Here is a 24,379-nt window from a genome sequence, read left to right as displayed (position 1 = left end):
GGACCGGTCTGATCGACCGGCCCCGCCTTTCTGCGGCTACTCAGGCAACCTCAGGAGTCGCCACCCGCGTTGCCGGAGGTGCCCGCGGTGACGTCGTCCAGGCGGTACTTGTCGTACGCCTCACTCGCCCATTCCTGCGGGATGTCGCCCTGGTGGGCGAGCTGCTGCAGGACGGCCACGGCGACCGACGGGCCGTCGATGTGGAAGAAACGACGGGCGGCCGCGCGCGTGTCGGAGAACCCGAACCCGTCGGCTCCGAGCGTGGTGTAGCTGCCCGGTACCCACTGGCGGATCTGATCCGGCACGGCGCGCATGTAGTCGCTGACCGCCACGACGGGGCCGGGGCGGCCTTCGAGCTTCTGCTCGACCCAGATCTTCTCGTGCTCGGCGAACGGCTCCGTGAACTTCTTCGCCTCGGACTCGAGGCCCTCGCGACGCAGCTCACCCCAGGAGGTGACCGACCAGACGTCGGCGACGATCCCGTAGTCCTTCTTGAGGAGTTCCTGGGCCTCGAGGGCCCACGGCACGCCGACGCCCGAGGCGAGGATCTGAGCGCGACGTGCGTCTTCGCCCACGCCGTCGAAGTCGCCGGGCTTGAGGAGGTACATACCGCGGAGGATGCCCTCCACCTCGACCCCCTCAGGCTCGGCGGGCTGCACGAGGGGCTCGTTGTACACCGTGAGGTAGTACATGACGTCTTCCGGCTGCTCGCCGTACATGCGACGCAAGCCGTCCTTGACGATGTGGGCGATCTCGTAGCCGTAGGCCGGGTCGTAGCTGACCACCGAGGTGTTGGTGGAGGCCAGGACCGGGGAGTGACCGTCCATGTGCTGGGTGCCCTCGCCGGTCAGCGTGGTGCGCCCGGCGGTGGCGCCGATCATGAAGCCGCGCGCCAGCTGGTCAGCGGCTGCCCAGATGGCGTCGCCGGTGCGCTGGAAACCGAACATCGAGTAGAAGACGTAGATCGGGACCATGGGCTCGCCGTGGGTCGAGTAGGACGACCCTGCGGCGGTGAAGGCGGCGACCGAGCCGGCCTCGTTGATGCCCGTGTGCAGGATCTGGCCGTTCTTGGCCTCGCGGTAGCTCAGGAACAGCTCGTTGTCGACGGGCGTGTAGTTCTGGCCGTGCGGGTTGTAGATCTTGATGGTCGGGAAGAACGCGTCCATGCCGAAGGTGCGCGCCTCGTCAGGGATGATCGGGACGACGCGGGGAGCGAACTCCTTGTCGCGCATGAGGTCCTTCAACAGACGGACGAACGCCATGGTGGTGGCCACCTGCTGGTTGCCGGAACCCTTGCGGGACGATTCGTAGCTCTTGTCCGGCGGCAGCGAGATGAACTTGCGGTCCCCACGACGCTCGGGCAGGTACCCGCCCAGTTCCCGACGGCGGGCCTGGAGGTACTGGATGCGCGGGTCGTCCTGACCGGGGTGCAGGTACGGAGGACGGTACGGGTCCTCCTCGAGCTGCGCGTCGGTGATGGGGGCGTCGACGCGGTCGCGGAAGCCCTTGAGGTCGTCGAGCGCGAGCTTCTTCATCTGGTGCGTCGCGTTGCGGCCGGCGAAGTGCTTGCCGAGGAAGTAGCCCTTGATGGTGTGGGCGAGGATGACCGTCGGTGCCCCGGTGAACTCGGTGGCTGCCTTGTAGGCGGAATACACCTTGGTGTAATCGTGGCCACCGCGCGAGAGGCGCCAGATCTCGTCGTCGCTCCAGTCCTTGACCATGGCCGCGGTGCGCGGGTCACGCTCGAAGAAGTGCTTGCGGACGTAGGCTCCGTCGTTGGCCTTGAAGGTCTGGAAGTCACCGTCGGTGGTGGCGTTCATCAGGTTGACGAGCGCACCCTCGGAGTCGTTGGCCAGCAGCGGGTCCCAGCCGCGGCCCCACACGAGCTTGATGACGTTCCAGCCGGCGCCGCGGAAGAAGGCCTCGAGTTCCTGGACGATCTTGCCGTTGCCGCGCACCGGGCCGTCGAGTCGCTGCAGGTTGCAGTTGACCACGAACGTGAGGTTGTCGAGCTCCTCGTTGGCAGCGATCTGGAGGGCGCCACGCGATTCGGGCTCGTCCATCTCGCCGTCGCCGAGGAACGCCCAGACCCGCTGGTCCGAGGTGTCCTTGATGCCGCGGTTGTGCAGGTAGCGGTTGAACTGCGCCTGGTAGATGGCGTTGATGGGCCCGATGCCCATCGACACCGTCGGGAACTCCCAGAAGTCCGGCAGCTGGTGCGGGTGCGGGTAGCTGGGGAGGGCGCGCAGGTCGCCGTCGACGAAGTGGCTCTTCTCCTGGCGGAAGCCGTCGAGGTCGTCCTCGTCGAGACGGCCCTCGAGGAACGCGCGGGCGTACATGCCCGGCGATGCGTGACCCTGGAAGAAGATCTGGTCGCCGCCGCCGGGGTGGTCCTTGCCGCGGAAGAAGTGGTTGAAGCCCACTTCGTAGAGGGTGGCGGACGAGGCGTAGGAGGCGATGTGGCCGCCGACGCCCACGCCCGGGCGCTGGGCGCGGTGCACCATGATGGCTGCGTTCCAGCGGAGCAGACGACGGATGCCGCGCTCGAGCTTCTCGTCGCCGGGGAAGGCGGGCTCGCGGCTGGCGGGGATGGTGTTGACGTAATCCGTACCGGTCAACGACGGCACGCCGATGTGGCGCTCACGCGCGCGTTCCAACAGCTTCAGCATCACGTAGCGGGCGCGGTTGCGGCCGCCCGCGTCGATCACACCGTCGAGGGACTCCAGCCATTCGGCGGTCTCCGCGGGGTCGATATCGGGCAGATTGGTGGGCAGCCCATTGAGAATGGGTCCGGCCTCGTTCTGACTCACGAAGTATTCCTCTCGATGTCGGCAGGTCAAGCGCCAGAGGCGCGATGGCTCAACATTACCGCGCAGCGGCGGTTGTGATATTCACCCTATCCACCGGTTGACCCTGCCGCTGCCGACCGACGTCAACGGTGCCGGTTGGAGTGCCTCAGGAGTTCCTCCGCAGGCCAGGTCGTGATGATGCGGTCCGGGTGGATGCCGGCTTCGGTTGCCCGGGTGGCCCCCAGGGGCAGGTAGCCCAACTGGTCCGGGGCGTGCGCGTCGGTACTGATGGCGAACAGGCAGCCGATGTCGTTGGCGAGCTCCAGTAGTTCGAGCCGGGGATCGGCCCGGTCCGGCCGCGAGTTGATCTCGATGGCGACGCCGAACATTTCGCAGGCGGCGAACACCAGGTCGGCGTCGAAGCGTGACTCGCCCCGCCAGGAACCGTCGGAGCGGCGTTTCCTGCCGGTGCAGTGGCCCAGCACGGTGGTGTGCGGGTTGGCGACGGCGGCGATCATGCGCCTGGTCATCGTGGCTTCGTCGTCGTCGAGCCTGGAGTGGACGGAGGCGACGACCACGTCCAGCCGGGCGAGGAGGTCCGGCCCCTGGTCCAGGGCGCCGTCAGAGAGCACGTCGACCTCGATGCCCTTGAGGATCCGGATCTCGCGCTGCTCCTGGATCTCGTCGATCTCGTCCCACTGGGCCAGCAGGCGCTCGCGGCTCAGCCCACGGGCCACCTTGAGGCGCGGCGAATGGTCCGTGATGGCCAGATACTCATGGCCCAGCGCCTCCGCGACTGCGGTCATCTCCGCGAGGCCGGCCCCGCCGTCGGACCAGGTGGTGTGGGTGTGGAGGTCGCCGCGCAGTTCCATCCCGCTCACACCCCGATGCCGAGGCCCGCGACGCTACCGAGCACGGTGACGGCCGGGGGCCGGATGCCCGCCTCCGCGGCGAGCGCCGCAATGCCGGTCGCATCGCCGCGCACCACCTGCATGGTGGGCAGGCCCGCATCGGCCACCACGGCGGCGGGCGTGTCCGCGGGCAGGCCGGCCGCGATGAGGGTGGCGGTGATCTCCGGCAGGTTCTTCACCCCCATGAGGATGACGATGGTGTTGCCCGCCGTGGCGAGCTTGTCCCACGCCACGTCGTTGCGTTCGTCATTCGGGCCGACGTGGCCCGCCACGACGGTGAAGCCGGTTGCGACGCCGCGGTGGGTCACGGGGATGCCGGCCAGTTCCGCGGCGGCGATGGACGAGGAGATGCCGGGGATGATCGAGACGGTGATACCGGCCTCCTGGAGCGCCAGCCACTCCTCTCCCCCGCGGCCGAACACGAAGGAGTCGCCTCCCTTGAACCGCACCACGTCGCGCCCCGCGGAGGCCTGTTCGATCAGGATCTCGTTGATCCGCTCCTGCGGCGTGAACGGCCCGCGCGGCACCTTTCCCACCTCGATGAGTTCGGCGCCGGCCTTGGCCTCATCGAGCAGTTGTAGCGGGACGAGGCGGTCGTAGACGATCACATCGGCCCGTTGGAGGGCTTTCAACCCGGCGACGGTGATGAGGTCAGGATCGCCAGGGCCACCGCCGAGCAGTGTGACGTGGCCGGTGCTCGTTTCGTTCATGGGCGCACAGCCTAGTGCGGCGACGCCTCAGGCTTTGACCTGGTCTCCCATGAAGGCGTCCACGTCGGCCTTCGTGGCCCGCAACTTGGGGTCGTGCTTCAGATAGTGGGCCGTCTCCCGGGCGATCAGGCCCGAGAGGACGAGGAGGCCGATGAGGTTCGGCAGCGCCATGAGGCCGTTCATGATGTCGGAGAACGACCAGACGATGCCCAGCGGGACGGTGGCGCCGATGTAGACCACGACGGTGAACGCGATGCGGTAGACGATCGTCATCCTCGCCCCGAAGAGGCGCTCCACGCAGCGGTCGCCGTAGTAGGACCAGCCGATGATGGTGGAGAACGCGAACAGGATCACGCCGATGGCCACGACGTAGCCGCCCCACTGGCCGGGTAGCCCGTGGCTGAAGGCCATGGAGGTGAGGACGGCGGGGCTCGCGTCGGCGTCCCACACACCGGTGGTGACCAGGACCAGGCCGGTGCAGGACACGACGATGAGCGTGTCGATGAAGGTCTGGGTCATCGAGACGAGGCCCTGGCGCACCGGGTGCGTGGTCTTGGCCGCGGCCGCGGCGATGGCCGCCGATCCCATGCCGGACTCGTTGGAGAAGATGCCGCGGGCCACACCCATCTGGACCGCCAGCATCAACGAGCCGAACGTTCCGCCGGCGATACCGCTGCCGGTGAACGCCTGCCCGAAGATGAGGCCGAGCGCGGTGGGGAGCTCCGCGAAGTTCACCACCAGGATGTAGAGCGCCCCGAGCACGTAGAACACGATCATGACCGGGACCAGCGCCGCTGTGACGGTGCCGATGACACGGATGCCGCCGAGGATCACGAGTCCCACGAGGACCGCCATCACGATGGCGGAGATGGTGACGGGCACGCCGAACGCGTCGTGCAGGTTGGCGGCGACCGCGTTGCCCTGGGTCATGTTGCCGATGCCGAAGCTGGCCAGCACCGCGAAGACGGCGAAGACGATGCTGAGCGCCACACCCCAGCCACCGGGCAGCGCCTTCTTGAGGTAGTACTGCGGGCCGCCGGACGACTCGCCCTTCGCGTCGACCGTGCGGAAGCGCACCGCGAGGAACGCTTCGGAGTACTTCGACGCCATCCCGACCAGGCCGGTGACCCACATCCAGAACAGGGCGCCGGGGCCGCCGATCGCGATGGCCGTGGCGACGCCCACGATGTTGCCGACGCCGACCGTGGCGGCCAGCGCCGTGGTGAGCGCCTGGTATTGCGAGATGTCGCCGTCCTCGGCGTCCTTGTCGTGCCGCTCCAGTAGCGCGAGCCGCAGGGCGGAGCCCAGGGTGCGGAACTGGATGCCGCGCAGCTTGATCGTCAGCCAGAGGCCGGTGAGCAGCAGCAACGGGATGAGGAGCCAGGGTCCCCATACGAACCCCGCGACAGCGTCCAGAATCTCCTGCAGCCGATCCATGGTGGGTCCCTCCGTGTGCGTTTTCACCGTTGACGGAGACAAGCTAGCAACCTGCGGGCCCGCCCGGGGGCGAATTCACCGTCGTGTCGCGCAGCGTTTTCAGGCAGGCAGGCGGAGGAGGTAGGTGTCGTGCACCCACCCGTGATGCTGCTGGAGTTGGGCGCGCAGCGCCGAGATCTCGTCGATGACCTTCGCCAATGGCCCGTTGGCGAGCACTTCGTCATCCGAACCGAGGTAGGCCCCCCAGTAGATCTCCAGGTCCGGGAACTCCGCGACGAGGCCACGGCAGGCCAGCGCCGGGTCCTCGAACACCACGACGTCACCCAGGTCCGGGCGGTATTCGGCCAGCAGGCGCTGACCGGTGGTGAGGTGCACGGGCGCACCGTGCAGCGCCAGTTGGTGGGCCGCGGCGAGCACCTGGAGGGCGCTCACCCCCGGGATGACCTTCACCTGCAGCGACATGGAGGCGCGCAGCGCGTCGATCACGCGCAGGATCGAGTCGTACAGCGCCGGGTCCCCCCAGGCGAGGAAGCCGACGACCGTGCCGTCCGGCAGGCCGCTGAGGATCTGCACGTAGGTGGCCAGCCGTGCGGCGTCGAGGTCGTCGTCGGGGTACTGGTGGGCGGGGTCGAGCACCGTGATGATGCGGTGCGCGTGCCGCACGTGCCGGCGGATCAGTTCGCTGCGGCGCCAGACCAGATCCGAGCGGTCCTCCCGGTGATCCGCCACCACGAAGGCATCGACGCGGTTCATCGCCTCGACCGCGTCCAGCGTCAGCTGGCCGAAACCGCCGGGACCCATGCCGATGACCAATACCTCGTGACTCACGGGGACCACCCTAGCGACACCACTAGGCTGGCCGGATGGATCCCCGTCCCGGCACCGCCCCTGCGCTCATCTCGTCTGCACGTGCACGCTCAGGGTTGCTGAAACGGCTCGCCGGCGCCACGTCCGAGATGAACACGGCGACACTGACCGCCCTGGTGGCACGCCACGAGTGGTTCGGACAGCTGGACGCGGAGTCGCGCTCCTGGATCGGCGTCCTCGCCCGCTCCGGCATCGACGGGTTCGTGACCTGGTTCTCGGGCGAACCCTTCGTGCCCGAATCCGTCTTCGACGCCGCCCCCCGCGCCATGGCCCGCCGCATCTCGCTGCAGCAGACGGTGGACCTCGTCCGCACGACGACGGAGGTGGTGGAGGAGCAGATCCAGCACCTCCTCCCCCGCGGTGACCGCCAGCCGCTCCAGTTCGGCATCGTGCACTACTCGCGGGAGATCGCCTTCGCGGCCGCCGCCATCTACGCGCGCGCCGCCGAGGCCCGCGGCGCCTGGGATTCCCGCATCGAGGCCACCATCGTCGACGCCGTCGTGCGGGCCGAGACCGACGAATCCGTCATGTCGCGCGCCTCGACGCTGGGCTGGGACACGGATTCGAAGGTCGCCGTCGCCATCGGTGGCGCGCCGGAGACCGACGTGCTCGACGGTCTGCGCCGCGCCGCGGCGAAGCTCTCGTTGGAAGTGCTGGCCGCGCCGCAGGGCGACCGCCTCGTGTGCATCTTCGGCGGCGACCGGGTCAGCGACCCGGTGGAGGCCTGCGAGCGGATCAGCCAGTTGCAGGAGCATTTCGCGCCTGGCCCCGTCGTCGTCGGCCCCACCGTCGACAACCTCGCCGGTGCGCCCAAGTCGGCCCGCGCAGCAGCCTCCGGGTACCGCGCCGCCAAGGCCTGGCCGGAGGGCCCCACCACTCTGCTGTCCGAGGACCTGCTCCCCGAGCGTGCGCTGGCCGGCGACGGCCACGCCCGCCGCATCCTGTCCGGCGAGATCTACCCGTCGCTGGCGGCCAGCAAGGAACTCCTCGAGACGTGCGTCGGGTTCCTCGACTGCGGCTCATCGATGGAAGCCACGGCCCGTGCGCTCTTCGTGCACCCCAACACCGTGCGGTACCGCCTCAAGCGCATCCAGGACGTGACCGGCTACAACCCTGCGGATCCGCGCGAGGCCTACGTGCTGCGGCTGGCCATCACCCTCGGCCGCCTCCACGGCTGAAATCACCGCCGCGCAATTCACCGCTACCGACAACGCTTCCCCTCGCCACCGCGCGTGCGGGCCGACATGGTGTTGTCGGGAAGTGACAACGGCGGCAGGGGGATTTTCGTGACATTCGATCCCGCTTCCCGGACGGCGAGCAGGCAGGGTTGTCATGTGCTTGTCATCGTCGCGCCCGGACAGGGTGCCCAGACCCCCGGATTCCTCGCCCCCTGGATTGCCGACCCCGCGCTCGCTGAGCAGTTGGCGCGGCTGTCCGAGGTGAGCGGCATCGACCTCGCCCACTACGGGACAGAGGCCGACGCCGACACCATCCGCGACACCGCCATCGCCCAGCCCCTCCTGGTCGCCTCGGCGCTGCTGAGCGGCCGGGCGCTGCTCGGCGACGACGCGGCCACGGTGGGTTTGTTCGCCGGGCACTCCGTCGGCGAACTGGCCGCCATGGCGCTGGCCGGTGCCATCACCGACGAGGACGCGCTCGTGCTGGTGCGCGAGCGGGGCCGGGCCATGGCGGAGGCCTCCGCCGCGCGGCCCACCTCCATGACCGCCGTCATCGGCGGCGACCGCGACGAGGTGCTGGCCGCCATCGAGGCCGCGGGCCTCACCCCCGCGAACAACAACGGTTCCGGCCAGATCGTGGCCGCGGGCACCGTCGAACAACTCGAGGAACTCGCCGCCAACGCCCCGAAGCGGGCCCGGTTGTTCCCCCTGAGCGTGGCGGGCGCCTTCCACACCGTGCACATGGAGCCCGCCGTCGCCCACCTCACCTCAGTGGCCGCGGGCGTGACGCCCGGCGAGCCCGTGACAGCCCTGCTGTCGAACCGGGACGGGGCCGTCGTCGGCTCGGGCGCCGACGCGCTGCAGCGGATGGTCAACCAGGTGGCCAACCCCGTGCGCTGGGACCTCTGCATGGAGGCCATGGCCGGGCGCGGCGTCACCGGGCTGCTCGAACTCACCCCTGCCGGCACCCTCACAGGCATCGCCAAGCGCAACCTCAAGGGCGTCGAACTGTTCAACCTCAATACCCCAGACCAACTCGACGAGGCCCGCAGCTTCGTCCAGAACCACACCGAATCGGAGTGACCCAGTGGCACTGAAGACCGCAACCGGCGCGCAGTACGCGCGAATCCTGGCAGTGGGCGGCGCACGTGGCAGCCGCGTCGTGACCAACGAAGAAATGTGCACGATGATCGACTCCACCCCGGAGTGGATCCAGCAGCGCACCGGCATGACCGAGCGTCGCTGGGCCGCCGACGGTGAGGACGCCGAGACGCTGGGCGTGGAGGCCGCAGCCAAGGCCATCGAGCGCGCCGGGCTCCAGCCCGCCGACATCGACGCCATCATCGTCTCGACGGTGTCCCATTTCATGCAGACCCCCTCGCTGGCTGCGATTCTGGCCGCGAAGCTGGGCATGACCGCCCCCGCAGCCTTCGACATCTCCGCTGCGTGCGCCGGCTTCTGCTACGGCGTCGGTGTCGCCGAGGGCCTTGTCCGGGCAGGCACTGCCCAGCATGTGCTCGTGCTGGGCGTCGAGGTCCTCTCGCGCTACACCGACATCGACGACCGCTCCACCGCGTTCCTGTTCTCCGACGGAGCCGGCGCGGTTGTCATCGGCCCCTCGGACGAACCGGCCATCGGCCCCACCGTCTGGGGCTCCAAGCCCGAAGCGCACGACGTCATCGAGATCGACGACTGGCGCACCCTCGAGGCCGGCACCACGCCCCACATCCACATGGATGGCCGTGAGGTCTTCAAGTGGGCCACCGGCTCCATCGTCGAGAAGGCCGTGGAAACCCTCGAAGCCTCGGGCCTGACGCCCGAAGAGCTCGACTGCTTCATCCCCCACCAGGCCAACAACCGGATCACGGATTCGATGTTGCGTCACCTCAAGCTGCCCGAGGACGTCGTGGTCGGCCGCGACATCATCCGCATGGGCAATTCGTCTGCGGCTTCGGTTCCGCTGGCGATGGAGGCCCTGCTCAAGTCCGGGCAGGCCAAGAGTGGGGACAGCGCTCTGATCATCGGTTTCGGCGCGGGCCTCGTGTTCGCAGGCCAGACCGTCATCCTGCCCTGACCCCTACACTCAACCCATTCCCACCACCAGAAAGTAAGGAGCCATCATGGCCAGCACTGAAGAGATCCGCGCCGGTATCGCCGAGGTCGTCAACGACATCAACGGCAACGCGGTCGAGGACGTGACCCAGGACAAGTCGTTCGTCGACGACCTCGGTGTCGATTCCCTCTCGATGCTCGAGATCATCAACGACCTCCAGGACAAGTTCGACATGGAGATCCCCGACGAGGACGCCAAGAACCTCAAGACCGTGGGCGACGCTGTCGCCTACATCGAGCGCGGCGCCAACTGACGAAGTAGAACCCCGTGAGAGACCGGTTCCCGGTTTCTCACGGGGTGCACCAACCGGGTGCTGGGTGTCCCGTGAGACGCCGGCTCTGACCCCGCTCCCCTCTCACCCCAACTCATCCCACGCCTCTGAGGAGAAACATGTCCGACGCGATTGTGATCACCGGCATCGGTGCCACCACGCCGCTGGGCGGCGACGTCACCAGCACCTGGGAAGGCCTCCTGGCAGGCCGGTCGGGCGTCACCGCCCTCGATGAGGAATGGGCGCAGGACCTCCCCTCCCGCATCGCCGCCAAGGTCGCCGTCGACCCGAGCGAGGTCATCGAGCGGGTCGAGGCCCGCAAACTCGACCGCTCCACGCAGCTAGTGCTCGTCGCCGGCCTCGCGGCCTGGGCCGACGCCGGCTTCGGTCTGGGCGAGGACAACCCTGTGGACCGCGACCGGTTGGGCGTCGTCTGCGCCACCGGCATCGGCGGTCTCCAGTCGCTGCTCGGCAACTGGGACGGCATGCGCGACAAGGGTCTGCGCGGCGTGTCCCCCTTCACCATCCCCATGCTGATGGCCAACGCCCCGGCCGCCAACCTCGGCCTGAAGCTCGGCGCCCGCGCCGGCATCCACACCCCCGTGTCCGCCTGCGCGTCATCCAACGAGGCGATCGCCTGGGGCATGGACATGCTCCGGCTGGGCCGGGCCGACATCGTCGTGGTGGGCGGCGGCGAGGCCGTGATCCATCCGCTGCCGCTGGGAGCGTTCGCCAAGATGCAGGCGCTCTCGCGCCGCAACGACGAGCCCACGCGCGCGTCGCGACCGTGGGACGTGGACCGCGACGGCTTCGTGCTCGCCGAAGGTGCCGCCATCATGGTGCTGGAGCGCCTCGATGCGGCCAAAGCCCGCGGGGCGAAGATCTACGGCACCGTGCGCGGTGCGGGCATATCCGCGGACGGCCACGACCTGGTGCAGCCGGACCCGGACGGCTACGGCCAGTCCCTCGCGATGACCCGTGGCCTCCAGGAAGCCGGCCTGACGCCGGCCGAGATCGTGCACATCAACGCCCACGGCACCTCGACCCCTCAGGGCGACGTGACGGAAGCGGGCTCGATCCGCAAGGCGCTGGGCAGCCACGTCGACCATGTCGTGGTGAACTCCACCAAGTCGATGACCGGCCACCTCCTCGGTGGCGCGGGCGCGCTCGAGACCCTGGCCACGGTGCTGTCGCTGAAGAACCGCATCGTGCCGGGCACCATCAACGTCGACAACATCGAGCCCGATCTGGGGATCGACGTGGCCACGGAGAACCGCACGCTGCCCGAGGGTGACCTCGCCGCCGTGAACAACTCGTTCGGCTTCGGCGGCCACAACGTGGCCGTCGTGGTGAGCAACGAGAACATCACTGACTGACCTCCTGCTGAACCAGTTCGGGCCTGTGCGGCGAATGCTGCACAGGCCCGAACTGTTCGCTGTCCAGGGTCAGACGACCTGGTGCAGCCAGCGCACGGGGGAATCTTCGGCGGCGTAGCGGAACACGTCGAGTTCCTCGTCCCACGGCACGCCCAGCAGCTTGTCGAGCGCGTGGTGGATCGGTTCGCCACCCAGGGCGTCGTTCGCTATGGCGTGGCGCAGGCGGTCCTCGGGCACGAGGATGTCGCCGTGCACACCCACCTGGGCCGTGAAGGCTCCGAGCGAGGGGGTGAAGCAGTACCGCTGGCCGTCCGCGCCCGCCGTCGGTTCCTCGGTCACCTCGAAGCGTAGGTGTCCGATCTGCGCCAGGGTCGACGACAGCACGGCGCCGGAGCCGACGTTGCCCGCCCAGGAGTATTCGGAGCGACGCGCGCCCGCCTCTGCAGGCTGCTGCGTCCAGGAGAGTTCAATGCGGCGGCCGAGCGCCGACCCGAGGGCCCATTCGATGTGCGGGCACAGCGCGGCAGACGCGGAATGAATGAGGATCATCCCCTGCGCCTGGCTACCCGTGTGACGAGCGTTCATCTCGGTTGTACCTCCTGGTTGGGCTGGATTGCCTTCCCCTGCGATCGAGCCCAGCCAGGCGGTGTGCCCCCATTGTGCCCAGGTTTCCAAGCGACACGCAATGCGATAGACAAGACCCATGCGTGCGAGCCTCGAATCCGTACTGAACTACCCGGACGCCATCTCCCAGGTGCAGGCCACCAGGAACGGTGTGCTGTGGCTCGCCACGATCGCCGCTGAGGACGGCCGCGTCACCGTGCGGCAGCGCAGCCACGACGGCGCGGTCAGCGATCTGACCCCGGAGGCCAACGTCCGCTCCCGCACCATGGAGTACGGCGGCGGTGCCTACTCGGCCAACCGCGAACTCCTCGTCTACTGCGACGACCGCACCCGCCGCGTCTGGCTGCTCGACGCCGACGGCACGCGGCGGCCCCTCACGCCGGCGGATTCCCGGTACGTCTACGGGGGCCTGCACCTCAGCGTGGCCAACGGTTTCGTCCTCGCCGTGCGCGAGGACCACTCTGCTGAACCCGAGCCCCGCACCGAGATCGTCACCCTCAGCCTGGACGACGACGAGCCGGACGCCGGGCGGGTCATCGCCACGGGTGCCGACTTCTACGCGGGGCCGACGGTGGCCGGGCACTTCGTCGCCTGGTACCAGTGGAACCACCCGGCGATGAGCTGGGACACCGCGGAGGTGTGGCGGGCGCCCATCGGCGACTGGTGGGACGCGGACCTGCTCTACGGCCGCGACGGCGTGTCCGCCCAGTACCCCGTCGGGCTCCCCGAAATGGAGGCGTGCGCCTACGTCACCGACGAGTCCGGATTCTGGAACTGGCGCGTGCACCACGGCAACGAGTGGCGGGTGGACCGCGACTGCGCCGGCCCCACCTGGGTGCTCAACCGGCCCGTCGCGGCCGTCACGCGCGACAACACGCTGGCAACGGTCCAGTACATCGACGGCAAGGGCACTCTCGCCCTCTGGAACGTCGAGACCGGCGAGGTGACCGAGCCGCTGGTGGGCACCACCGACATCGAATCCATCGCCGCGTACGGCGACTGCCTCTATGTCGTGGCCGAATGGGCTGACCGGCCTGCCACGCTCGTCGAGTTGCGCTCCGGTGGCGGCAACCTCGCGCTCGCGGGGCCTTCGGGCATCGCGGAGGAGTTCGTGGCCGCCCCCTCCGCCATCTGGGCGGAGGGACCGGCCGGTCCGGTGCACTCCTGGCTGTACCGCCCCGAGCTCACCAACCCGCCCATGATCGTGCTCACACATGGCGGCCCGACGTCGATGGCCACCGCCTCCTACAACGCCGCCACCCAGTTCTGGGTGTCGCGCGGGTTCGCGGTGCTGGATGTGAACTACTCCGGCTCCACGGGGTTCGGCCGGGAGTACCGCAACCGCCTGCGCGGGCGCTGGGGCGACCTCGACGTCGACGACGTGGCCGCCGCCGTCTGCGAGGTCACCGGCCAGGGGCTGGCAGACCCCGCCCGCGTCGCGATCACCGGCGGCAGCGCCGGCGGCTTCACGACGCTGCGCTCGCTCACCACCACCGACGTCTACGCCGCGGGCGTCAGCCGGTACGGCATCGGGTACCTGCCCACGCTGGCCACCGACACCCACAAGGCGGAGTCGCGCTACCTCGACGGCCTGATCGCCCCGTGGCCGGAGGGCCGCGACCGCTACGAGGAACGCTCCCCCATCAACCACCTCGACAACCTGAGCACCCCCATGCTGGTGCTCCAGGGCCGCGACGACAAGGTGGTGCCGCCCGCCCAGGCGGAGCAGCTCGCCGACGCCGTGCGGGCCAAGGGCCTTCCGCTGGCGCTCGTGATGTTCGACGGCGAGGGCCACGGCTTCCGGGGCATGGCCGCGCGGCGTGCGGCTCTCGAAGCTCAGGTCTCCTTCCTGGAGCAGGTCTTCGGCATGCGCCACAGCAGCGACGTGCCGGTGCTGGAGATCGAGAACCTCGACTGACCCTGTCCTTGTCGGCTCGGCAATGCCTTCCCTTCTCCCCCGTGGGGCGTGGATAATCCCCACAAGGGGCAGGGGGGAACATGCTGCAACGTCCGGAGGAACCACGCGTCCTGGCGGCAGTCAGGCAGGAGCTCGCCGGCACGCACGACGCCGTCGTCGCGCAGCAGGCGGGCGGCGCGCCCCCACTGCACGAGGTGCTGCGGGACCCTGAGGTCTTGGCCACGCTCCTGGAGATGACCCGGGGAACCTGCGCCTACTGCGAACGGCCCGTGGAGGCGCACGGCAGCGATGCGGCGACCACCACGCAGCACCGCCCGGCATGGGGCGCCGTCGGTGTGGGACGGTTCGGCCGACCTCGCTGCCTACGGATGGCTCGCCTACAGCTGGGAGAACCCCTTCCCCGCCTGCCCGGACTGCATCCGCATGCGCGGCACCCGCTTCCCGGTGGTGGGGACCCGTGCCACGACGCCCGAAGAACTGGTCGACGAGGAAGCCCTCCTGCTGGATCCGCTCCTCGACGATCCGGTCCTGCATCTGCGGCACGCACCGGACGGCACCGTGCAGCCCCTCACGGAGCGGGGCCGGGTCACCATCGACCTCCTGGCGCTCAACCGAGAGGCGCTCGTCCGCGCCAGGCACGCGGTGGGTGAAGGAGAGTGGGACGCCGACGACGAGTCGTTCCGCACGCTGCGTCGACAGACGGGCCGGAGCACGATGCGGTTCGCGATGGCGGAAGCGCCGCCCGTCGGCCCCGAGTTGCCACCGACGCCGAGCCAGGGATACGACCTGAGCTCCGCCGTCGCGGGTCAGGAGCAGTACTTCGGAACGGCGCAGTGGATCGAGCGCGTGGTCATCAGGAACTTCCGGCCCATCCGCGACCTGGACCTCGACTTCTCCAGGTCCACCAGCGGCCGGGGGCCCTGGACGGTGCTGCTCGGCGAGAACGGTTCCGGGAAGAGTTCGGTGCTCCACGCCCTCGCTCTCACGCTGATGGGCGGCGACCAGCGGCGCGCCCTGAGCATCGACGCCCGAGCGTACCTGCGGCACGGGGCGCGCAAGGGCTTGGTGCAGGTCTACCTCTCCGGCCGCACCGAACCGCTCGAACTCGCCTGGGCGAAAGGTGACACGGAGTTCACCGGCCCCGAACCCGTCCCCGCCCTGCTGTTGGGGTACGGCGCCACGAGGCTCCGGACGCGGGGAGCGCCACCGGGCCCGGACGACCGGGTGGTGCGGGTCGACAACCTCTTCGACCCACTGCTCCCCCTCACGGACCCCACAGCCTGGCTCCTGACCCTCGACGACGCGACGTTCGGTGATGTCTCCCGTGGCATCCACGGGATGCTCGCGCTGGACCCGTCATCCGGCCTGGAGCGTCGGCATGGGCGGATCATCCTGCGGCAGGGTAGCTCGATCTCCGACCTCGCCTCCCTCAGCGACGGCTACCAGTCCATGGTGGTGATGGCCTGCGACATCCTCCGCAGCGTCCTGCGGCTGTGGAGCCACGCCTCGCTGGCAGAGGGCATCGTCCTGCTCGACGAGATCGGCGCGCACCTGCACCCCCGCTGGCGACTGCGCATCGTCGGCGCTCTCCGTGACCTGCTGCCCCGCGTGCAGTTCGTCGTGACCACGCACGACCCCCTCTGCCTCCGTGGCATCGTCGACGGGGAGGTGGTCGTGGTGCGGCGCAACAACGACGGCGACGTCATCACACTGACCGACCTCCCGCCGGTGACCGGCATGAGCATCGAACAGTTGCTCACCTCTGAACATTTCGGCCTTGGCAGCACCGATGACCCCGAGGTCGCGGAACTGTGGGAGCAGTACTACAGGCTGAAGGCCCTGACGAAGCCCACCGACGAGGAGGCGGTGCGGCTCGAGCACGTCCGCTCCCGGCTCGACGCCCTGGAGCAGTTGGGCACCACCGAACGTGAGCGGCTGCTCCTGGCCTCGGCGGACGACTACATCGCCTCCCGCCGCCAGAGCGGCGACGCGGAGGCACCCACCACGGCTGAGGTCACCGCCCGCCTGACGGCGCTCTGGGATGAACACCTCCCCCGGAGTTGGCGATGAGGCGGGTCAAACGTCCGAAGCCGCCCAAGAGTTCGTCGAGCGTGGAGACGCTCCGGGAGCGCGAGAAGATTCTGAGCTATTACCAGCGGTGGGACGGCAGGACGCCCTACGCGACCACCGGGTTCCGCGCCTACAAGGCCGATGACATCAGGCCCACGCTGACCGAGGCGTTCTTCGGGAAGTGCGCCTATTGCGAGACCTACTACGCCTCCAGCCAGCAGATGGCCATCGAGCACTACCGGCCCAAGGGTGCCGTCACCATCAACGGCACCCTGGTGCCGCCCGGCTACTACTGGCTCGCCAGCGAATGGACCAACCTGCTGCCGTCGTGCACCGACTGCAACAGCGGCCGCAGGCAGGAACTCCCCGGTGCCGAAACGCGCACCGTGGGGAAGGCCAACGCGTTCCCGCTCGCGTCGGAGACCACCCGTGCCACCGCCCCCGGCGAGGAGCGCCGCGAGAAGCGGCTGGTACTGCACCCCTACCTCGACTTTCCGGAGAGGCACCTGACGTTCACCTGGGGCACCGGCACCGTCGAGGACGGCTGGGTCGGGCCACGGCGGGGAAGCAGGAAGGGCGCCGCGACCATCGAGGTCTGCGCCCTGCAGCGTCGCGGCCTCCGTCGTGCCCGGCGCGAACGGCTGGACCTGCTCCAGGCGCATCTGCGCAGCGCACTGGACGCCCAGCGAAACGTCCAACGCCACCCGGACGACGAGGCCCTCGTGGAACAGTTGCGCCGACGGATCAGCGACATCAGGCAGTTCACCAACGACGACGCACCGTATGCGGCCATGTGCCGTGAAGTGGTCGACGACTTCTTCGAGCATCAACTCACCATGTGACGACAGGAGCACCATGACCAACGGCTACGGGAACCCCCGCCTCACGTGCGACATCGTGATGAAAGGCGGCATCACCAGCGGCGTGATCTATCCCCGCGCGGTGGCTGAACTCGCCCGCACCTACCGCCTGAGCCAGGTGGGCGGCGCCTCCGCCGGCGCCATCGCCGCAGCGGCCGCAGCGGCCGCCGAGCTGGGGCGGCACACCGGCGGCTTCGAGGAGCTCGACCGGATGCCCGCCGAGCTCGCGGAACCAGGCCAGGGGGGAAGGTCCACGTTGGCGACCTTCTTCCAGCCGACGCGCACCGCCGCGCCGCTGTTCCACGTCCTCTTCGGGGCTGCGGAGGCCACCGGCAACAAGACGCGTGCCATCATCAGCGGGCTCCTGCGCCACTTCCCCGCTGCGGCCATCCTGGGGGCGCTGCCCGGGTTGGTGCTCATCGCCCTGGGATGGCTGGGCGACGGCGTCGGCGCCGGGGCCGCGATCGTCGGTGGCGTGCTCGTCCTGCTCGTCGGTGTGGCGGCCGCCGTCGGCTGGGCGGTGCTGCGACGGTTCGGGCGCGTGGCCGCGGACGGCTACGGGATGTGCACCGGGATGCCCGGTGACGACGCGGGTCAGGGCGCCGCGCTCACCCCCTGGCTGCACGCCAAGATCCAGTCGTTGGCCGGCCGCGACCCCGCCGCTCCCCCGGTGACCTTCGGCGACCTGCGACGCGCCGGGGTGACGCTCCGCACGATGACCACGAACCTCACCAGACACCAGCCCATGGCGATGCCCTGGAGCACCAGGGAGTTCTTCTTCGACCCGGAGGAGTTCCGCGGCCTCTTTCCTGCTGAGGTCGTCGACTGGATGGTCGCGCACCCCGCGCCGGGGGTCACCCCCGTCGCCCAGGAGCATCTCCGGCCGTGGCCGGCCGAGGACGACCTCCCCGTGATCGTCGCCACCAGGATGTCGCTGAGCTTCCCCGTGCTGATCACCGCGGTACGGCTCTGGGCCGTGGACTACACGGAGCCCGCGAACCAGGAGGCTCCCCGCGAGCAGAGGACCGCGTCGAGCGTGCGCACCTTCGCCGGGCCGCAGCCGGGCGTCGTGCCGGCCAAGGGCTGGGACAACCACCGGTGGATCCGGTTCCGGACGGCTGCGGGCGGGCTCGGTCGATGGCTGGTCGCGCTGGAGCGCAACTACCACGACACCTCCTCCGGAGGCACCCCGTACAGCGAGTTGGCCGGGCCGGGCGCAACGGCTCCGCTGCCGTCCTACCGGCCGAGCGCCGCCGAGCGGGAGGTCATCAACGACAGGGCCGCCGGGATGGTGGCGTTGGCCGACAAGTGGAAGGACAACGACGCCGGTGCCTCCACTGCGCCGCGCCCCGCGCCGCAACTGAGGCTCGTGCCGGACGACGGCACCGCGTCAGGGCTCGACCTCACCGAGGACGTGGCCGAGGGGTGATCCCCCGGCTCAGGCCGTCAAGCGCGGCCCGAAGATGGCCGTGCCGATGCGCACGCACGTCGAGCCGTGGGCGACGGCGAGCTTGAAGTCGCCCGACATGCCCATGCTGAGTTCGTCGTAGCCACCGCCCAGGGCGTCGCGGATCCTGGCCTGCACGTCGAGGAGGCGGCGGAAGCAGGCGGCGACCTCGGCGTCGTCGTCGCTGAAGACCGCCATCGTCATCAGCCCGCGGACGTCCAGCGCCTCGAGGGGCTGCACCTTCCGCGCGAACCCGACGGCCTCCTCAGGCGCGATGCCGGACTTCTGCGCCTCCCCCGAGGTGTTGACCTGCACCAGCACCGGGAGCCGCCTTCCGAGCGCGGCGCAGCGGCGGTTGAGGTTCTCCGCGAGGCTCAACGAGTCGAGCGACTGGAGTTCTGCGGCGAGCTCCGCCACCGGCTTGGCCTTGTTGGACTGCACGTTGCCGATGATGGCGAACCCGATGCCCTCGTCTGCCAGCTCCGCGTGCTTGCCCACCATCTCCTGCACCCGGTTCTCCCCGAACAGGGTGTAGCCGGTGGCGTGCGCCTCGCGGATCTGGTCCGCGCTGTGGTACTTCGACACGGGCATGATCCGCACCGACGCCGGGTCGCGGCCTGCGGCTACCGCCGCCTCGTCGACCTCGGCGCGGATCCGCTGCAGATTCTCCGCGATGGTCACGGCCACCTGGCTCCCAGCGAAATGACACCCATTGCCGCCAGCACCGCGAAGATGATCGCGAGGCCGGCGTAGCGGTCCGTCACCTCTGCGGGCACCCGCTCGGTGCCGACGGACTGCCGGATGGCGTCGTAGACCTCGTCCAACTGCCCGGCGGATTCGGCCGCGTACTTCTTGCCGCCCGAGAGCCTGGCGATCTCACTGAGCTCCCAGTGGTCGACGGCCACGCGCTGACGCTGCCCGTCCTGCTCCACGAAGCCGTTGTCGGTGCCGAACGCGATGGTGTAGACCGGCACGTTCTGTTCCTTGGCCTTCTCGGCGGCGCCGGCCGAGCTGCGTCCGATGTTGGTGGCGCCGTCGGAGAGGAGCACGACGGCGGCGGGGGCCACCGCGTCGGGATCCGACGGGTCCGGCGGCACGAGCTTCAGCGCGTCGAGGCTCTTGTAGACGCCCTCGCCCACCGCCGTGGAGGGCGCGAGCATCAGGGAGTCGATGGCGCGTTGCACCACGCCCCGGTCAATGGTGGGCGGCACGATGAGGTCTGCCGTGCCCGCGAACGAGACGAGGGCCACGTTGAAGCGTTCCGGCAGGGAATCCACGAAGGCCTTGGCCGAATCCTGCGCCGCCTGCAGCCTGTCCGGCTCGACGTCCTGCGCCTCCATGGACCAGGACACGTCGATGGAGACCACGACGGTGGCGCGGTCGCGCGGCTTGTCGACATAGTCCTTCGGGATCGCCCAGGCCACGATCAACGCGGCGAGCGACAGCAGCCCGAGGAGCACGGCGCCGTGCCGCTTCCAGGCGGCGTCCTTCGGCACCACGAAGCGCAGCCGGGAACTCATCGGGCGCGGCTTCGACGTGCGGGCCGACAGGACCACGTACAGGACGGCAATCAGGGGGATGATCACGAGCGCCCACAACCGGTACGGGGCCATGAACTCCATCATCAACGGCGTCATCGCGGCCACCTCGCGGCCATGAAGACCGCACCAAGCGCCGCCACGACGGCGAAGCCGAGCGCGATGAACGCATAGGTGGCGGTGATGGGTTTGGCCACGTCCTCGTACCCGATGACCGAGCCGACGTCGCGATAGGCCGTGGCCAGCGCCTCCCTGTCGTCGGCGCCCACGGAACGGGCGCCGGTGATGTCTGCGATCTGTTCGAGCGTGGCCGTGTCCGGCGCGACGTTCTCGCGCTGGCCGTCGATGTCGACGAACCCGTTCTGGGTGCCGTACGCGATGGTGAAGATCGGGATCTCCTCGTTCTTGGCGCGCTTGGCCGGCTCGTCAGGCGTTGGGCCCTCGGTGTTTGTGCCATCTGACAGCATCACGATCATGGCCGGGGCCGGCTCTTCGCCGTCGCCGCCGGGTGGGGCGAGGTCCACCGCGCGCAGGGCGGTGGTGATCGAATTGCCGATGGCGGTGCCGTCGGCCAGTTCCAGTGCGGTGATGGCACGCTCGGTGGCGCCCCGGTCCGTCGTCGGCGGGATGGCGATGGTGGGCCTACCCGACATGGCCACCACGGCGACATTGAAGGAGTCCGGCAGGTCGCGGACGAATTCCACGGCGGCCTGCTTGGCAGCGTCCAGCCTGTTCGGCTCCACGTCCTCAGCCGACATGGAGAGGGACACGTCGACGATCATCACGACGGTGGCGCGCTCGCGCGGCACCTTCTCCGTACCCAGGGGGTTGGCGTACGCCAGACCGAGGGCCACCAGGGAGCACAGCGACATGGCCACGAACACGTGCCGCGTCCACCGAAGCTGTGAGCCGACGACGCGGCCCAGCATGCCCGTGTTCGTGAAGCGCAGCGCAACCCGGCCCTTCAGCCGCAGCAGGACCAGGTACACGAGGACCAGCACCGGCAGCAGCGCCAGGGTCCAGAGTCGTCCGGGGTTCGCGAACTCCGGGAGCCAGGACCAGAGCCAGCTCACTTGCTCACCCCCTGCGGGGGCTGGTGCAGCATGCCGGCCACCTTGCGGTAGTGCAGCACGAAGCGCGCGATGTCGGTGACCCAGTCGCGGTCCGTGCGCAGCTGGATGTGGCCGGCGCCGGCCCGGCGCAGCGCGATCTTGATGCGCTCGCGCTGGGCGCGCGTCGCGGCGTCCATCCGGCGCTTGGCCGCGTCGTCGGAGGTGTTGACGTAGCGCGCGAACGAGGTCTCCGGGTCACGGATGAGCATCTCGCCCACGTCCGGGAACTCCAGCTCGTGCCTGTCGATGACCTCGATGCAGAGCACCTGGTTGCGCACCGCCAGCCGACGGATGGCGCGCTCCCACGGGGGCGGCACGTTCGGGTCGAGCTCGGAGTCCCCCGGCGTGAGGAAGTCCGAGACCACCACGCGCATGCCGCGGCGGCGCTGCGAGCGGGTGAGCTGCTCGATGCCGTCCTCCAGCTCGATGGTGCCCGGCGTGTTGTCCGGCACGATCGGCTCCGTGAGGAGCTTGCGCAGCAGCCCGTAGAGCGCGGTGCGCCCGGAGCGGGCGGGCAGCCGCTTGACCTGGTCCGGCAGCATCATCATCCCGCCGAAGCGGTCGCCCATCTTCTGCGAGAGGAACCCGATGGTCGCGATGGCCGCGATGCCGAGGTCGCGCTTGGTGATCCCCTCGGTGCCCCAGTTCATCGACGGCGTGACGTCCAGCAGGGCCCAGACCTCCAGCTCGCGGTCCGCCATCGTGTCGCGCACGTGCGGCACCGTGGTGCGGGCGGTCACGGCCCAGTCCATCTTGCGCACGTCGTCCTGCCCGGGATGGTAGACCCGGGCGTCGTTGGTGTCGGTGCCCGGCCCGGGGAGGAGACCCAGGTGGTCCCCCTGGAGGAAGCCCTCGAGGCGGCGCACGATCGTCAGTTCGAGGCGTCGCAGGGCTGCCTCGGGGGCCAACTTGTTGAGGGGCACCGTCGGCCCGGTGGGCGCGCGCAGCACCGAATATTCGGCCGCCTCAGTGCTGGGCACAGCCAGTGACGGCCCCTTCTGGGGGCCGTCGTAGGTGAAGCCCGGTTGCGTCAAGGATCAGCTCCGGCCGGGCTGGTGGGCGTGCGCCTGGTGGCTGGCCTGCCGCTGCTGTTCGTTCCACACGGGGGTGGGCGCCGGCACCATGGCGAGGATGCGGTCCACCACCTCTGCGGTGCTGACGTTGTCCGCCACTGCGTCGAAGCCCAGCACGATGCGGTGGGCCATGACGTCCCTGGCCACTGCCTGGACGTCGGTGGGCAGCACGTAGTCGCGGCCGTTGATGAGGGCCAGCGCGCGGGCGGCGGCGACCAGGCCCAGCGTGGCGCGCGGCGAGCAACCGATCTGGATGACCCCCTCAAGGTCCGGCATGTTGAAATCTGCCGGGGTACGCGAGGCCAGCACCAGCCGCACGATGTACTCGGCGACGAGGTTGTGCACGAACACGTTGGAGGCCATGTCCTGGAGATGACGCACCAGGTCAGGGTTGAGGACCCGCTCCGCGACGGGTGGGCTGACGCTCATCCGGCGCAGAATCTCGAGTTCCTCATTGCCGCGCGGGTAGGGCACGTCGACCTTGACCAGGAAGCGGTCGCGCTGCGCTTCCGGCAGCGGGTAGACACCTTCGGATTCGATGGGGTTCTGCGTGGCGATCACGATGAACGGCTTCGGGGCCGGGTAGGTGACGCCGCCGATCGAGACCTGCTTCTCGGCCATGAGCTCGAGCATCGCCGACTGCACCTTGGCCGGCGCGCGGTTGATCTCGTCGGCGAGGACGAAGTTGACGAAGACGGGGCCGAGTTCGATCTCGAAGCTCTCCGCCTTGGCCGAGTAGATGCGCGTACCGACGATGTCGGACGGCACCAGATCCGGCGTGAACTGCACGCGGGCGAAGTCGCCGCCCACGACCGTGGCGAACGAGCGCACCGCCAGGGTCTTGGCCACGCCCGGCACGCCCTCCAGCAGACAGTGTCCCTTGGCCAACAGGGCGACCATCAGCTGCTGCACCATGTGCTCCTGGCCGACGATGACCCGCTGCACCTGACTGATCGCCTGGCCCAGCACCCTGGCCGCGTCAGCGACCGTCTCGGGCAACTGGGTGACTGCGGTCGGCTCGCTCACGCGTGACTCCTTCTGGACGGGGATCCGCGCTCAACGATAGCGCTCCGGGGGAAGCACCAACTCTACGCAGACCACGCACGGCCGTCGACGCTGTTGCTTGTCTGAATGTGGTTCGATGGTCACGATGAGCGAGCACGACGACGCCGGCCCGGTGCAGGGTCCCCCTCCCCCTCCGCCCGAGGAACGCGCGGAGGATGAGATGGTGCTCGCCGCGCACCATCCCCTCCGGGAGGAAGACCCGCCCAAGGTGGGGGACTTCTGGCTCGACGCCAGGCTGACCGCCACCCCGGCGGGCACCACCTTCGTCGCGCACGAGGACGGCGGCGACTCCGTCATGCTCCTCCTGCTCTCAGAGGGCGCGGCGCGCGACGCCGCGGCCCGGGCCCGGTTCTCCGGCGAGATCAACGCCATGCATATCGACACCGTCGTCGCCCGTGGCGGCGAGGACCAGGACGACGGCCGCACCGCCGTCCGGTACCGCAGCGAAGACGACGATCCACACCTCGCCCATCTGCTCCCCCTGGCGCCCTGGGCTGCGCTGGCGTTCGACGGAACGCTCGCGGCCGTCGAGGAGGCGGACAGGGTGCTGCGCGCCGTCGATCTGTCGATGGCGCCGCCGCTGAGCCAGCCGGCGGGCCCCGACTACCGGTTGCACTGGATCGACAAGACCGGCCACGGCGCCACCCGGCTCTGGCCGCTGGCCTGGCCGGGGCGTCGGGACCGTGCCTCCTGGATCACCATCCTGGTGTCCTTCCTGGTGATGGCCCTGTTGTCGGCGCTCGCGCTGCTGATGGCCATCCTCGCCTTCCAGAACCAGCCCCCCGTCGACGCTCCCCCGCCCATTCCGTCGCCGGCGGAGGGCTCCGGTGACGGGTCGGGCTCGCCCAGTCCGGCGTCGGCCTCCCCCCAGTCGGGAGAGCCGCAGAGCGGCGAGCCGTCCAGCCCGTCGCCGGGCAGCGACGGTGGGCCGTACAGCGACTCGCCCTCCATGGAGGTCCCCAGCGACGGGGACTCCGGCCCCGGCGGCCCGAGTGTCAACCCGAAGCTCTGAAGCGCCGG

Annotated in this window: 21 protein-coding genes; 10 read left to right on the top strand and 11 right to left on the bottom strand. The window is 69.6% G+C overall.

What is annotated here, in order from left to right; all coding sequences use genetic code 11:
- Positions 1 to 50: 50 nt before the first annotated feature.
- The 5 genes from aceE to cobF all read right to left on the bottom strand — a co-directional run bounded on the left by aceE (position 51) and on the right by cobF (position 6,675).
- Complete coding sequence (aceE, locus tag ACZK4S_RS08000; protein WP_463643924.1) at positions 51 to 2,810, bottom strand: pyruvate dehydrogenase (acetyl-transferring), homodimeric type; 2,760 nt, start codon at positions 2,808 to 2,810, stop codon at positions 51 to 53.
- A 122-nt stretch (positions 2,811 to 2,932) separates the two neighbouring features.
- A complete protein-coding gene (locus ACZK4S_RS07995) occupies positions 2,933 to 3,661 on the bottom strand; it encodes a PHP domain-containing protein (protein ID WP_076058658.1) in 729 nt (242 codons plus the stop codon).
- Between the two features lie 5 nt (positions 3,662 to 3,666).
- Positions 3,667 to 4,410 (bottom strand): uroporphyrinogen-III C-methyltransferase, encoded by a 744-nt coding sequence (gene cobA / locus ACZK4S_RS07990; RefSeq protein ID WP_076058656.1) that lies wholly within the window; start codon positions 4,408 to 4,410, stop codon positions 3,667 to 3,669.
- A gap of 27 nt (positions 4,411 to 4,437) precedes the next feature.
- A complete protein-coding gene (locus ACZK4S_RS07985) occupies positions 4,438 to 5,847 on the bottom strand; it encodes an alanine/glycine:cation symporter family protein (protein ID WP_076058653.1) in 1,410 nt (469 codons plus the stop codon).
- Positions 5,848 to 5,946: 99 nt separating this feature from the next.
- Positions 5,947 to 6,675: a precorrin-6A synthase (deacetylating) gene (cobF, locus tag ACZK4S_RS07980; RefSeq protein ID WP_463643923.1), complete on the bottom strand. Its 729-nt coding sequence runs from the start codon at positions 6,673 to 6,675 to the stop codon at positions 5,947 to 5,949.
- A 128-nt stretch (positions 6,676 to 6,803) separates the two neighbouring features.
- Here cobF and ACZK4S_RS07975 point away from each other — a divergent pair, with 128 nt between their 5' ends.
- From ACZK4S_RS07975 to ACZK4S_RS07955, 5 genes are all read left to right on the top strand, one after another.
- Positions 6,804 to 7,892, top strand: coding sequence for a PucR family transcriptional regulator (locus tag ACZK4S_RS07975; RefSeq protein ID WP_233120681.1), 1,089 nt, complete (start codon positions 6,804 to 6,806; stop codon positions 7,890 to 7,892).
- 156 nt (positions 7,893 to 8,048) lie between these two features.
- Positions 8,049 to 8,975, top strand: coding sequence for an ACP S-malonyltransferase (locus tag ACZK4S_RS07970; protein ID WP_463643922.1), 927 nt, complete (start codon positions 8,049 to 8,051; stop codon positions 8,973 to 8,975).
- 4 nt (positions 8,976 to 8,979) lie between these two features.
- Positions 8,980 to 9,966, top strand: a complete 987-nt coding sequence (locus tag ACZK4S_RS07965; RefSeq protein WP_463643921.1) for a beta-ketoacyl-ACP synthase III — start codon at positions 8,980 to 8,982, stop codon at positions 9,964 to 9,966.
- A gap of 46 nt (positions 9,967 to 10,012) precedes the next feature.
- Positions 10,013 to 10,258: an acyl carrier protein gene (locus tag ACZK4S_RS07960; protein ID WP_143570849.1), complete on the top strand. Its 246-nt coding sequence runs from the start codon at positions 10,013 to 10,015 to the stop codon at positions 10,256 to 10,258.
- Positions 10,259 to 10,395: 137 nt separating this feature from the next.
- Positions 10,396 to 11,652, top strand: coding sequence for a beta-ketoacyl-[acyl-carrier-protein] synthase family protein (locus tag ACZK4S_RS07955; RefSeq protein ID WP_463643920.1), 1,257 nt, complete (start codon positions 10,396 to 10,398; stop codon positions 11,650 to 11,652).
- 69 nt (positions 11,653 to 11,721) lie between these two features.
- On the opposite strand, the gene ACZK4S_RS07950 is transcribed toward ACZK4S_RS07955, so the two are convergent.
- Complete coding sequence (locus tag ACZK4S_RS07950; RefSeq protein WP_463643919.1) at positions 11,722 to 12,201, bottom strand: DUF3145 domain-containing protein; 480 nt, start codon at positions 12,199 to 12,201, stop codon at positions 11,722 to 11,724.
- A gap of 154 nt (positions 12,202 to 12,355) precedes the next feature.
- Here ACZK4S_RS07950 and ACZK4S_RS07945 point away from each other — a divergent pair, with 154 nt between their 5' ends.
- From ACZK4S_RS07945 to ACZK4S_RS07930, 4 genes are all read left to right on the top strand, one after another.
- On the top strand, positions 12,356 to 14,194 hold the full coding sequence (locus tag ACZK4S_RS07945) for an alpha/beta hydrolase family protein (protein ID WP_463643918.1): 1,839 nt from the start codon (positions 12,356 to 12,358) through the stop codon (positions 14,192 to 14,194).
- A 288-nt stretch (positions 14,195 to 14,482) separates the two neighbouring features.
- Positions 14,483 to 16,264: an AAA family ATPase gene (locus ACZK4S_RS07940; RefSeq protein WP_463643917.1), complete on the top strand. Its 1,782-nt coding sequence runs from the start codon at positions 14,483 to 14,485 to the stop codon at positions 16,262 to 16,264.
- A complete protein-coding gene (locus tag ACZK4S_RS07935) occupies positions 16,261 to 17,106 on the top strand; it encodes an HNH endonuclease family protein (RefSeq protein ID WP_143570847.1) in 846 nt (281 codons plus the stop codon). The genes ACZK4S_RS07940 and ACZK4S_RS07935 overlap by 4 nt, the downstream gene beginning before the upstream one ends.
- A 13-nt stretch (positions 17,107 to 17,119) precedes the next feature.
- On the top strand, positions 17,120 to 18,553 hold the full coding sequence (locus ACZK4S_RS07930) for a hypothetical protein (RefSeq protein ID WP_463643916.1): 1,434 nt from the start codon (positions 17,120 to 17,122) through the stop codon (positions 18,551 to 18,553).
- A gap of 9 nt (positions 18,554 to 18,562) precedes the next feature.
- On the opposite strand, the gene ACZK4S_RS07925 is transcribed toward ACZK4S_RS07930, so the two are convergent.
- From ACZK4S_RS07925 to ACZK4S_RS07905, 5 genes are all read right to left on the bottom strand, one after another.
- A complete protein-coding gene (locus tag ACZK4S_RS07925; RefSeq protein WP_463644135.1) occupies positions 18,563 to 19,252 on the bottom strand; it encodes a YggS family pyridoxal phosphate-dependent enzyme in 690 nt (229 codons plus the stop codon).
- Complete coding sequence (locus ACZK4S_RS07920; protein WP_076058625.1) at positions 19,249 to 20,217, bottom strand: VWA domain-containing protein; 969 nt, start codon at positions 20,215 to 20,217, stop codon at positions 19,249 to 19,251. Before ACZK4S_RS07920 ends, ACZK4S_RS07925 begins: the two co-directional genes overlap by 4 nt.
- Complete coding sequence (locus ACZK4S_RS07915; RefSeq protein WP_463643915.1) at positions 20,205 to 21,182, bottom strand: VWA domain-containing protein; 978 nt, start codon at positions 21,180 to 21,182, stop codon at positions 20,205 to 20,207. Before ACZK4S_RS07915 ends, ACZK4S_RS07920 begins: the two co-directional genes overlap by 13 nt.
- The gene (locus ACZK4S_RS07910; protein WP_255436327.1) at positions 21,179 to 22,168 is read right to left on the bottom strand and encodes a DUF58 domain-containing protein; all 990 of its coding nucleotides are present in this window, start codon (positions 22,166 to 22,168) and stop codon (positions 21,179 to 21,181) included. The genes ACZK4S_RS07915 and ACZK4S_RS07910 overlap by 4 nt, the downstream gene beginning before the upstream one ends.
- A gap of 90 nt (positions 22,169 to 22,258) precedes the next feature.
- Positions 22,259 to 23,320 (bottom strand): AAA family ATPase, encoded by a 1,062-nt coding sequence (locus tag ACZK4S_RS07905; RefSeq protein ID WP_182763478.1) that lies wholly within the window; start codon positions 23,318 to 23,320, stop codon positions 22,259 to 22,261.
- Between the two features lie 124 nt (positions 23,321 to 23,444).
- Between ACZK4S_RS07905 and ACZK4S_RS07900 the strand changes: the two genes are divergently transcribed.
- Entirely contained in the window at positions 23,445 to 24,371 is a 927-nt protein-coding gene (locus ACZK4S_RS07900) for a hypothetical protein (RefSeq protein WP_463643914.1), read from the top strand.
- The last annotated feature ends 8 nt before the right edge of the window (positions 24,372 to 24,379 follow it).

This window comes from Tessaracoccus zhenghani (genome assembly GCF_055326325.1).
The sequence above is the reverse complement of the archived record's forward strand: the minus strand, read 5'-3'. Positions and strand labels throughout refer to the sequence as shown.